This is a genomic window from uncultured Sphingomonas sp. (genome assembly GCF_934560975.1).
In the GTDB taxonomy this organism is placed as follows: Bacteria; Pseudomonadota; Alphaproteobacteria; order Sphingomonadales; family Sphingomonadaceae; genus Sphingomonas_I.
Map to the genome: position 1 here is coordinate 1 of NZ_CAKTFO010000039.1, position 10,743 is coordinate 10,743.

Consider the following 10,743-nt stretch of genomic DNA (forward strand, 5'->3'; position numbering starts at 1 on the left):
CGGTCGATGCCGACGCCGAAGCGCCCAAGAAGTGGGACATGGCCGAAGCCGACGAGCCCGCGCTCGCCGACGCATAAGCACGGGATCCGGCTGGGCTTGGACCCAGTCGTCCGCGATGGCGGCGGCGCCTCCCCTTCGTGGCCGCCATCCGATCCTGTCGAGAAGGCACGGTCTGCATCCGCAGGCCGTGCCTTTTTCGTGCCCGGTGCCCGTCCGCGCGTTCCATTCGGCACATCTCGGAACTTCGCGGGCCACGGCGCTTTCGGGGCAGGCCAGGATCAAGAGGAAGCGCGATGAGCAGCCAAGCCGATGCACATACCGAGCAGCCGAGCCTGGAGGGCAAGAAGGCGATCGTCACCGGCGGCACGACCGGGATCGGCCGGGCCATCGCCGTGCTGTTGGCCAGCTATGGCGTGGACGTGTTCATCTGCGGCCGCGATCCCCAGCATCTGGAGGACGCGCTCGGCCGGATCAACGAAGTCGGCAAGGGCGACGGGATCGCGATCGACCTGAGCGAGGCTGACAATGTGAAGCGCCTGTTCGATGCGGGCACCGCCTATCTGGGCGGGCTGGACATTGCGGTGATCAACGCCGCCGGCGCGGCGCAAGGCATTGCCGACACGGACGAGGCGGAACTGCGCCATGCCATCGCCACCGACTTCACCGCCTACCTGCTGAGCGCCCATGCGGCAAACGCCGCGCTGAAGGACCATGGCAACATCGTCTTCGTCGGCTCCATGAGCGCGCATGTGCTGGGCGGCGGATCCAGCATCTATTCCGGGATCAAATACGGCATCCAGGGCTTTGCGGAGGCGCTGCGCAAGGAACTCGCGCCCAAGGGCATCCAGGTGGGCGTGGTCGAGCCGGGCAAGACCGGCGCGGACATGCAGTATGAGTCCTTCTCCGCGCAGGAGCAGGCGGACGCGATCAACCGGGAGGAGATGCTGCGGGCCGAGGACATCGCCGTCGCCACCCACTTCATGCTGACGCAGCCGCGCCGGGCGGTGGTGCAGCAGGTGACCGTCGCACCCCGGCAGCAGCCAGGGGAATGACCTTCCCCCTCGACAGGCTCGTCCTGACGCCGGACGACATCGACCTGTCCCGCTCTCCCCTGGCGGGCCAGCTGGGTGTGGAAACCTATTGCCTAGGCGCGTTCAATCCGGGGCTGACGCGGCTGCCCAACGGCAATCTGCTGATGATGGTACGGATCGCCGAGGCGCTGAAGACGCCGGTGTTCGACGGGCAGGTCCACGCCATACGCTGGGACGAAGGCCGCTATGTGCTCGACGGCTGGCCGCTGGCGCTGGCCAACACCGCCGACCCGCGCAAATTCCTGCTGCACGGCGGTGGCTGGCGGATCATGGCGCTGACATCCCTGTCGTGGCTGCTGCCGGTGGAGCTGACGCCGGACGGATTGGAGGTGGTGGCGCACCATTATGATAAGGCGGTCGCGCCTCACGCGCCGTTCCAGATGTACGGGGTGGAGGATGCACGGATCAGCAAGGTCGGCGACCGCTGGCTGATGACCACCTGCTCGGTCAGTCCGGAGCGGCATTGCACCACGCTCTATGCGTCGGACAACGGGCTCGACTGGCGGTTCGAGGACATCGTGCTCGACCACCAGAACAAGGACATGCTGATCTTCGAGGGGCTGATCGATGGCCGGCATTGGGCGCAGACCCGGCCGCTGGGCGACCTCTATTTCGCCTATCCACCGGACAGCGAATGGCGCGCGGGTCCGTCGATCAACCTGGCGACGTCACCCGACGCGCTGCACTGGAAGCCCCACCGCAAGCCCGGCCTGCGCCCCCACTCGGCCACCGTCGCCACCGCGCGCATGGGCGGAGGGACGCCGCCGATCCTGACCGATCGCGGCTGGCTGAGCCTGTGGCACGGGGTGGAGCCGAAGGAGATCGTGGGCGTGTATCGCACCTATTGGTCGATCCTCGATCGGGACGATCCCAGCATCGTGGTGGCGACGCAGCATGAACCCTTGCTGGAGGCCGCCCCCGAACTGACCCGTCCGATCGAGGACAAGATGTATGTCTGCGACGTGGTGTTCACCACCGGCATCGCCGATGCGGGCGACCATTATGTGGTGGCCAGCGGGGAGGCGGACCTGGCCTGCCGCATCACCCACATCCCGAAGGCGGTGTTTGCATGACGGGCACCGACCTGATGACGCATTTGCGCGTCATCCTGCGCCCCGACCCCTCCCGCACCGTGGTCCGCCCGTTCGAGCCGGCCGACCTGCCCCAGTTCGCCAACGGCACGCCGCGCACCCAGCGCATCGCCGAGCGCATCCTGGCGCTGGACGAGGAGGAACTGGATGCCGAGCTGGCACGGATCAAGGCGTCGTTCCCGCATGGCGACCTGCGCTTGAAGCAGTTCCTGCTCGACCGGATCGATCATGTGCCCGGTCTGTCGATTGATCGCGACGCGATCAGCGAAAAGCAGGCGTTGGTGATCGGCGGTTATTTCTGCGAGGAATATTCGTTCGAGGCCGCGGCCCTGTTCAATCCCACGATCGTGCTGGCCGACGACCAGTCGGGCGTGGCGGAGGGGGCGTTGCGCTTCATCCTGGGGCTGCGCGGGATCGGGGAGGGGCACATGTCCTCCATCACCTTCCGCACCGGCACCTGGACCCCGGGCGGCGCGCTGGTGGTGGACGATCCCAGGCCGATGGCGGTGCCGCCCCATGTCAGGACGAGCGACGGGGATGCCGTCCACCAGCATGTGGTGATGGATTGCGGCGGCAGCCACGACCTTTCGGAAACGGTGCTGTTCCCGGTAACCTCGGCGCAAAGCAAGGGCGTGGAGGATCTGCGCCTGGTGCGCTTCCACGAGGAGGATGGCGGCACCAGCTATCTCGGCACCTATACGGCGTTCAGCGGAGCGGAGGCGCGGTCGGAGCTGCTGCGCGTCGGCCCCGACTTCAAGACGTTCGAGATGACGCCGCTGAAGGGTGCGCTGGCCCCCACCAAGGGCATGGCGCTGTTCCCGCGCCGCATAGATGGGCGCTACGCCATGCTGACGCGGCAGGATAACGAGAATGTCTGGCTGGCCTTCTCGGACGACGTCCTGACCTGGGAGACGGCGGAAAAGGTCATTCCGCCGCGATTCTCGTGGGAGTTCGTGCAGATGGGCAATTGCGGCTCCCCGATCGAGATCGAGGAGGGGTGGCTGGTCATCACCCATGGCGTGGGATCGGTCCGGAATTATTGCTTGGGCGCGAGCCTGCTGGACAAGGACGACCCGTCGAAGCTGCTCGGCCGGATGCGCCTGCCGCTGGTGCATCCCAGCCCCAGGGAGCGGGACGGCTATGTGCCCAACGTGGTCTATAGCTGCGGCGCGCTGGTGCACGACCGTACCCTGCTGCTGCCCTATGGCGTGGCGGACAGCTTCACCACCTTCGCGACCGTGAATGTGGATCGCGTGCTGGAGGCGATGGCCTAGCGCGGCGGACGCGCCTAGGGTGGTCATGGCCAAGCGAGGATGAGATGCACGTCGTAAAGGGTTTGTGGCGGTTGTTGGTGGCGGTGAAGGACGGGCTGGTCCTGTTGCTGCTGCTGCTGTTCTTCGGATTGCTGTACGCGGCGTTGTCCGCGCGGCCCAATCCGCGCCTGCCCACCAGCGGCGCGCTGCTGCTGCGGCTGGACGGCTCCATCGTCGAGCAGCCGCAGGACGCCGACCCGATCGCGCTGCTGTCCGGCAACGGCCCCGCCACCCGCGAATATCGCCTGCGCGACGTGGTGCGCGCGATCGACGCGGCGCGGAGCGACCCGGCGATCACGGCGATCGTGCTCGACCTCGACCGCTTCACCGGGGGCGGGCAGGCGGCGATGGTGTCGGTGGGCGAGGCGCTGGACCGCGCGCGGCGCGCGGGCAAGCCGGTGCTGGCCTATGCCACCGGCTATGCCGACGACAGCTATCAGCTGGCGGTGCATGCCAGCGAGGTGTGGCTCAATCCGCTCGGCGCGGTGCTGATCCAGGGGCCGGGCGGCGCGCGGCTCTACTATAAGGGGCTGCTCGACAAACTGGGCGTGACCGCCAACGTGTATCGCGTCGGCACCTATAAGTCGGCGGTGGAACCGTTCATCCGCACCGATCAATCGCCGGAAGCCCGCGCCGCCAACCAGGCGCTGGCGGATTCGCTGCTGGCCAGCTGGATGGATGATGTCGGCAAGACCCGCCCCAAGGCGCAGCTGAAGCCCTATGTTTCCGATCCCGCCGCCGCGCTGGCGACGGCGCGCGGCGACAGCGCGGCGGCGGCGCGTAATGCCGGGCTGGTCGACACGCTGGGCGATCGCGCGACGTTCGAGCAGCGGGTGGCCAAGCTGGCCGGCCCCGCATCCGACGGCACCTATTCGGCCGTGTTTCTGGAAGATTATCTGGCCGCCCGGGCGGAGCCGGCCGCCGGCGGCGTCGGCGTGCTGACGATCGCGGGCGACATCGTGGACGGCACGGCCGGCCCCGGCACGGCGGCGGGCGACACCATCGCCGGGCTGTTGACGGAGGAACTTGCCAGGAACCGGATCAAGGCACTGGTGGTGCGGATCGATTCGCCCGGTGGATCGGTGACGGGGGCGGAGCGCATCCGCAGCTGCATCCTGAAGGCCAAGGCAAAGGGCCTGCCGATCGTGGTGTCGATGGGCAATGTCGCGGCGTCGGGCGGCTATTGGGTCTCCACCCCGGCCTCCACCATCTTTGCCGAGCCGTCCACCGTGACCGGATCGATCGGTGTGTTCGGCATGCTGCCGACCTTTGCCGGCACCTTGCAGAAGCTGGGCCTGTCGGCGGACGGGGTCGGCACCACGCCCCTGTCCGGTCAGCCGGACGTGTATCGCGGCACCAGCCCGGTGTTCGATCGTCTGATCCAGACCGGGATCGAGAATATCTATGGGCGCTTCGTCGGCCTGGTCGCGCAGTCGCGCCACCTGCCGGCGGCGCGGGTGAACGAAATCGGGCAGGGCCGGGTATGGGCCGGCGGCACCGCGCGCCAGATCGGGCTGGTGGATCGCTTCGGCGGGGTGGAAGAGGCGATCGCCTTCGCTGCCGACGCCGCCAAGCTGACCGGCGCCGCGCGCAACCCGCGCTGGATCGAGCGGGAGCCCAATTCGTGGAAGGCGCTGCTGCGCGACTGGACGCAGAAGCGCGACCGGGGCGACGCCGCCGCCGACGTGTGGACGCGGGTGGCGCACACGCCGCAGACCTTGCTGCTGCGCGCGCTTGATGATGCGGAGGCGCTGGCGGACGGCCCGGCGATCCAGGTGCGCTGCCTGGAATGCGCCGCGTCGGAGCCGGGGCGGACGCCGCGCGCCGGGTCGATGGCGCGGCTGCTGGCGGCGAAGCTCGGCCTCTGAGCAGGCAGGCGCGGCGCGGAGTGGTTCAGCCTCTCGCCGCCGCGCCAACTTTCCACTAAGCGCGCGGGCATTATGGCGAAGATCGAGACACCCCGGCCCATTCGCGGCACGCAGAGCATGATCGGTAAAGAGGCGCGGCGCTTCGCTCACGTCGTCGACACGTTCGAGCGCGTGCGCAAGCTGTACGGCTTCGGCCGCGTCGAAATGCCGGTGTTCGAGGCGACGGCGGTCTTTTCGCGCAGCTTGGGTGAAACCACGGACGTCGTCTCCAAGGAGATGTACACGTTCGAGGATCGCGGCGGCGATAGCCTGACCCTGCGGCCCGAATTCACCGCCGGCATCGCGCGCGCCTTCCTCACCGAGGGGTGGCAGCAATATGCGCCGGTGAAGGCCGCAACCCATGGCCCGCTGTTCCGTTACGAACGGCCGCAAAAGGGGCGCTTCCGCCAGTTCCATCAGCTGGACGCCGAGGTGATCGGCACGGCCGAACCGATAACGGACGTGGAATTGCTCGCCTTCGCGGACCAGTTGCTGCACGAGCTGGGCGTGGCGGATGGCGTGACGCTGCAGCTCAACACGCTGGGCGACAGCGCAACGCGCGAGGCGTGGCGCCAGGCACTGGTGGCACATTTCGAAGCACATCGCGGCGACCTGTCGGAGGAAAGCCAGGAGCGGCTGCTGAAGAACCCGCTCCGCATCCTAGATTCCAAGGATCCGCGCGACCGCCCGATCGCCGACGCCGCGCCGGAGATCGATGCGCATATGTCGAGCGAGGCGGGCGCCTTCTTCGAGGCGGTGACGGAGGGCCTCAACGCCGCGGGTGTCGCATGGACCCGCAATGCGCGGCTGGTGCGCGGGCTGGATTATTATCGCCACACCGCGTTCGAGTTCGTCACCGATCGTCTGGGCGCGCAGGGCACGGTGCTGGGCGGCGGCCGCTATGACGGTCTGATCGAGACGCTGGGCGGTGCGCATACCCCGGCCGTCGGCTGGGCGGCGGGGATCGAGCGGCTGGCAATGCTGATCGAGGCCCCCGCAGCCGAGCGCGACATGGTGGCAATCGTGATCGAGAATGACGCAGTGCACGCGGATGGCCTGATCGCGGCGGCGACGCTGCGCCGGGCCGGGATCGCGGTGGAGATCGTCGCCTCGGGCTCGCCGCGCAAACGCTATGACCGGGCGGTGAAGATGGCGCCGGGCGCGATCCTGTCCTTCGACCAGCGCGACGGCGCCGCCACGCGCCGCTTCAAGGACCTGGGCGGGCGCGTCGGCGACGTCGAGGGCGTGCTCGCGGCGCGCGCATGATCACCATCCCCCTAGAGCGTATCCGCCAGATCGAGGCGCGGCGCGACGAATTGTCGGCGCAGATGGCGCGCGGCGACCTGGCGGCGGACCAGTTCGTCCGCCTGTCCAAGGATTATGCCGAGCTGGAGCCGGTGGCCGATGCCGCATCCGAAGTGCGGCGTTTCCGACAGGAGCTGGACGCGCTGGCCTATATGGTCGCGGATGAGGAGGGCGACCCGGAATTGCGGGTGATGGCCGAGGCGGAGCTGGCCGAACTGCGCGACAAGCTGGTCGAGGCAGAGCGGCGGCTGGCGATCGCCCTGCTGCCCAAGGATGCGGCGGACGAACGCTCCGCCATTCTGGAAATCCGCGCCGGCACCGGCGGGGACGAGGCGGCCTTGTTCGCGGGCGACCTGTTCCGCATGTACCAGCGTTACGCCGATACGCGCGGCTGGCGAGCCGAGCTCATGTCCGCATCTGCGGCCGAACTGGGCGGGTTCAAGGAGGTCGTCGCCTCCATCACCGGCGCGGGCGTGTTCGCGCGGCTGAAGTTCGAGAGCGGCGTCCACCGCGTGCAGCGGGTGCCGGTAACGGAAAGCGGCGGGCGCATTCACACCTCCGCCGCGACCGTCGCCGTGCTGCCTGAGGCGGAGGAGGTGGACGTACGGATCGACGACAAGGATCTGCGGATCGACGTCTATCGCTCGTCCGGGCCGGGTGGCCAGTCGGTCAACACCACCGATTCGGCGGTGCGCATCACCCATATTCCGACCGGCACCGTCGTCATCCAGCAGGACGAGAAGTCGCAGCACAAGAACAAGGACAAGGCGATGAAGGTGCTGCGCGCCCGCCTGTACGAGGCGGAGCGCGAGCGGTTGGCGAACGAACGCGCGGGCACCCGCAAGTCCATGGTGGGTTCAGGTGACCGGAGCGAACGTATCCGCACCTACAACTTTCCGCAGGGCCGCGTGACCGATCACCGCATCAACCTGACGCTGCACCGCCTGCCCGAAATCCTGGAGGGCGGCGGGCTGGAGGAACTCGTCGGCGCGCTGATCGCGGAAGATGAGGCCGAGCGGCTGGCGGCGCTGGCGGAATAAGATGCCGGGCCGCGCTTGCACCGCCTGCTTGCGCCGGAGACCGCTCGCCACGACGGGGTGGGCGGCGAGATGATCCCTTTGCTGCTGATCGCGGCGGCGGCGACCCAGCCCGCGCCCAAGGTCGGGCCAGTCGATCATCTGAAAAAGCGCGTGGTCGAGGCGATCCGCAACTGCCCCGAGGCGAAGGAGGGTGAAATCGTGGTGTGTGCGCCGGATCACGGCATTTCCGAAAGCTACCGCATCCCCCGGCTGGCCCCCCGCTTCGCCCAGCAGGACCTGCGCCCGAGCGGGCGCGGGACGGTGAGCGACGGGGCGGGCGCCGCCGGCATAGGATCGTGCAGCAACGTCGGCGCGGGCGGCGCGATCGGGTGCAGCAAGGCTGATTATGGCGCCTGGGCCGCCGAGCGCCGCCGCCAGCGCGCAGAACAGCGCGGCGGCCTGGACCCGCGATGAGCCTGGCACATGCACTGGCGGCGGCGGCGCGGCGGCTCGCGCCGGTCAGCGACACGCCGCGTCTCGATGCCGAGCTGCTGATGGCGCAAGCTTTGGGCGAGCGGCGCGAGGACATGCTGCTGGCGGCGCGGGATCGCGCGGTGCCGCCCGCGTTCGAGAACCTGATTGCGCGGCGTCTGGCGCATGAGCCGGTCGCCTATATTACGGGGCGGCGCCCCTTCTGGACGATCGAACTCGCCGTCTCGCCCGCCGTGCTGATCCCGCGTCCCGACACGGAAACGCTGATGGAGGCGGCGGTCGCCCATTTCGGAAAAGCGGGCCCGCGCCGCATCCTCGACCTCGGCACCGGCTCGGGCGCGCTGCTGCTGGCGGCCTTGAGCGAATGGCCCGACGCCACCGGGCTGGGCGTGGACATGAGCGAGGCGGCGTTGGCCGTGGCGCAGGCCAATGCGCTGGCGCTGGCGCTGGACAGCCGCGCCGCCTTTGCCTGGCAAGGATGGGAAACGGGGGCGGAGGGTGGGTTCGACCTCGTCCTGTGCAACCCGCCCTATATCGCTATCAGCGAGGCGCTGCCTCCCGACGTGCTGGATCACGAGCCGCACTCGGCCCTGTTCGCGGGCGCTGACGGGCTCGATGATTACCGCCTGATCGCCGCCGCCTTGCGCCTGCCGCCCGGCGGCGTCGCCTGTATCGAGGTGGGAATGACGCAGGCGGATGCGGTGTCGGCGCTGTTGGGGGCGCAAGGGTTCCTGACCCAGGTTAGGCGCGATCTGGCCGGGCACCAACGCTGCGTGGTGGCAACGCCGCGCCACTGACTTTCCCTCTTGGAAAGCGCCCGGCAAGGCCCTACATGAATCACACGGCTTGGAGCTTTCCCCGATGGCAGGAACGCTCCGCCCGAACCCCTCAACGCTAGGCCGCCGGTTGCGGCGCCTCGGCATCGTGGCGGGCCGGAACTTCGTGACGGAGTTCAGGCGCGCCGCAACCGGCGAAGGGTACGGGCAAGTAAGTCCGGGCAATTGCCCGGTAAGGTCTTCCGGGAACGGCCCGGGATGGAGTGGTGAACGAACTCACCAGTGACGAGGACTAGACCACGTTGATGAACAACCGTCAGAACGGTCGCCGTCGCGGCCGTGGGGGACAGCAGGCGCGTAACGGTCAGCCTGGCGGTCCTGGCAATGGCAGCCGGCTCGATAATCGCGCACGCGGCAACGCCGCCCAGCTGCTCGAGAAATACAAGACGCTGGCGCGCGACGCGCAGATGCAGGGCGATCGCGTCAACACCGAATATTATCTGCAGTTCGCGGACCATTATTTCCGCGTGCTGAGCGAGACCCGCGCTCGCTTCGAGGAGCAGCGGCCGCGTCAGCAGAATGATTATCGCGACGATTTCGGCGGCGATGACGAAGGCGACGACATGCCGCAGGGCCGTGTCGACCAGCAGATCGACGCGTGGGACGACGGCGACGGCCAAAGCGAGCCGGCGAGCCGTGACGTGCAGCCTCAGGAGGCACCTCGTCGCGAACCTGCTCCGCGTACCGAGCGGGCCCAGACGAGCCGCGATGGCGCGCGTGAGGGTGCCCGCGATGGCGAGGGACGTCGCGAGCGCAGCCGGCGCACGCCGCGTGCCGCAGCGCCTGCTGCTACGGTCGAGGCGGCGGACGGCAACCGGGCGCAGGATGATGGCGAAACCGCCGGCTTCGCCCCTGACTTCATGGCGCAGCGGATCGAGGCGCAGCCCGAAAACCCCTCCCTGACCCAGGACGTCGCCGAGAACGTCGGCGAAGCGGAGGACGCGCCCAAGCCGCGCCGGCGCACGCGCCGCCCCCGCGCCGAGGTTGCCACCGTCGACGCCTGACGAGCGACGCTTCACAAGTGATACGGGCGCGGGCCGGATGGTCCGCGCCCGCCGCTTTCCTTCGCGCTCCCGAAGTGGGATGATCGCACGGAGCCCGACTCCATAGATCGGGCCAGGAAGGAGAGGCGGCATGATGCTCGCTACGATTCTCCGGGGCCATAACCGCCCTGTGGTGCAGGTTGCACCTGATACGGCCATACGCACGGTCATTTCCCTGCTTGCCGACCATCGCATCGGCGCCGTTCCCGTCGTGGATGGCGACACGGTCGTCGGGATCATGTCGGAGCGCGACGTGATCTATGGCCTGCGGCAGAATGGCGCCGCCATGCTCGACTGGTCCGTCGACCGGGTGATGACCCAGCCCGCTATCACCGTCGACGCCTCGCTTACCCCGCTTGCGGGGCTGTCCCTGATGACCCGCCGGAGAATCAGGCACTTGCCCGTCCTCGAAGAGGGGCGATTGATCGGCTTCGTGTCCATCGGCGACCTGGTGAAAGCCAGAATCGAGCGGATCGAGCAGGAAGCCGATGCCATGCGGGCCTACATCGCCATGTGATTCGGGTGATTTCCTATGGTGTTGCGGGTGATTTTTGGCTGAAAACCGGTAATTGCAACAAAAGTGAAGGAATGGAGTTGACGTGTTGGTGGGTTGGCCGTAGACGGCGTCTTGTCAACGGCGCTTCGC

Annotated in this window: 10 protein-coding genes; all 10 read left to right on the forward strand. The window is 68.4% G+C overall.

The features are described from left to right. The first annotated feature begins 293 nt into the window (after nucleotides 1-293). The 10 genes from Q0D93_RS14790 to Q0D93_RS14835 all read left to right on the forward strand — a co-directional run bounded on the left by Q0D93_RS14790 (nucleotide 294) and on the right by Q0D93_RS14835 (nucleotide 10,614). Entirely contained in the window at nucleotides 294-1,052 is a 759-nt protein-coding gene (locus Q0D93_RS14790) for an SDR family oxidoreductase (protein WP_294395747.1), read from the forward strand. Next, entirely contained in the window at nucleotides 1,049-2,164 is a 1,116-nt protein-coding gene (locus Q0D93_RS14795) for a glycosidase (protein ID WP_294395749.1), read from the forward strand. Before Q0D93_RS14790 ends, Q0D93_RS14795 begins: the two co-directional genes overlap by 4 nt. Next, nucleotides 2,161-3,456, forward strand: coding sequence for a glycoside hydrolase family 130 protein (locus Q0D93_RS14800; protein WP_294395751.1), 1,296 nt, complete (start codon nucleotides 2,161-2,163; stop codon nucleotides 3,454-3,456). Before Q0D93_RS14795 ends, Q0D93_RS14800 begins: the two co-directional genes overlap by 4 nt. Before the next feature lie 44 nt (nucleotides 3,457-3,500). After that, a complete protein-coding gene (sppA, locus tag Q0D93_RS14805; RefSeq protein ID WP_294395752.1) occupies nucleotides 3,501-5,363 on the forward strand; it encodes a signal peptide peptidase SppA in 1,863 nt (620 codons plus the stop codon). Between the two features lie 72 nt (nucleotides 5,364-5,435). Next, nucleotides 5,436-6,668 carry a histidine--tRNA ligase gene (gene hisS, locus Q0D93_RS14810; RefSeq protein ID WP_294395754.1) on the forward strand — a complete coding sequence of 411 codons (1,233 nt, stop codon included), beginning with the start codon at nucleotides 5,436-5,438 and terminating at the stop codon, nucleotides 6,666-6,668. Further along, nucleotides 6,665-7,747, forward strand: coding sequence for a peptide chain release factor 1 (gene prfA / locus Q0D93_RS14815; protein WP_294395756.1), 1,083 nt, complete (start codon nucleotides 6,665-6,667; stop codon nucleotides 7,745-7,747). Before hisS ends, prfA begins: the two co-directional genes overlap by 4 nt. Nucleotides 7,748-7,762: 15 nt before the next feature. Continuing rightward, nucleotides 7,763-8,200 carry a hypothetical protein gene (locus Q0D93_RS14820; RefSeq protein ID WP_294395758.1) on the forward strand — a complete coding sequence of 146 codons (438 nt, stop codon included), beginning with the start codon at nucleotides 7,763-7,765 and terminating at the stop codon, nucleotides 8,198-8,200. Then, entirely contained in the window at nucleotides 8,197-9,015 is an 819-nt protein-coding gene (gene prmC, locus Q0D93_RS14825; RefSeq protein WP_294395760.1) for a peptide chain release factor N(5)-glutamine methyltransferase, read from the forward strand. Before Q0D93_RS14820 ends, prmC begins: the two co-directional genes overlap by 4 nt. Before the next feature lie 284 nt (nucleotides 9,016-9,299). After that, nucleotides 9,300-10,058 carry a DUF4167 domain-containing protein gene (locus tag Q0D93_RS14830; RefSeq protein ID WP_294395762.1) on the forward strand — a complete coding sequence of 253 codons (759 nt, stop codon included), beginning with the start codon at nucleotides 9,300-9,302 and terminating at the stop codon, nucleotides 10,056-10,058. Nucleotides 10,059-10,188: 130 nt separating this feature from the next. Continuing rightward, nucleotides 10,189-10,614 carry a CBS domain-containing protein gene (locus Q0D93_RS14835; RefSeq protein ID WP_294395764.1) on the forward strand — a complete coding sequence of 142 codons (426 nt, stop codon included), beginning with the start codon at nucleotides 10,189-10,191 and terminating at the stop codon, nucleotides 10,612-10,614. Nucleotides 10,615-10,743 lie beyond the last annotated feature (129 nt).